This window comes from Staphylococcus pasteuri, from assembly GCF_030547725.1.
Taxonomy (GTDB): Bacteria; Bacillota; Bacilli; order Staphylococcales; family Staphylococcaceae; genus Staphylococcus; species Staphylococcus pasteuri.
In genome coordinates this window covers 1-262 of sequence record NZ_JAUOQO010000467.1, presented here as the reverse complement: position 1 = coordinate 262, position 262 = coordinate 1, and the positions used below count along the sequence as shown (strand labels likewise).

Below are 262 nucleotides of genomic sequence, written 5' to 3'. Positions count from 1 at the left end.
ACTTTAACTCGTCAAACGTTTCGTCGCTATTGCGCGTGTGTTCAAAATTAAGCGTTTGTATTAGTAGGGTGTAAATATCGCTGTGTTCTGCATTTTTAAGCGCAAGTTGAATAAATTCATCGAGCGTTAGTGTGCTAACCTCTGAAAGGTTTTTGCCCGAAAAGTAATCTGTTGGCGCTTCACTTTTTAAGTCACTTAATGTGTATAAGTGGTTAAGTAATTGGCTTTCAATCACGTTTAAACGCGCAAGCGAATACACCCC

General features: G+C 39.3%; 1 protein-coding gene. It reads right to left on the bottom strand.

The window, feature by feature from the left end; all coding sequences use genetic code 11:
* Positions 1-262: hypothetical protein (locus tag Q4528_RS14380; protein WP_303522313.1), on the bottom strand; the 262-nt coding region annotated here is incomplete at both ends.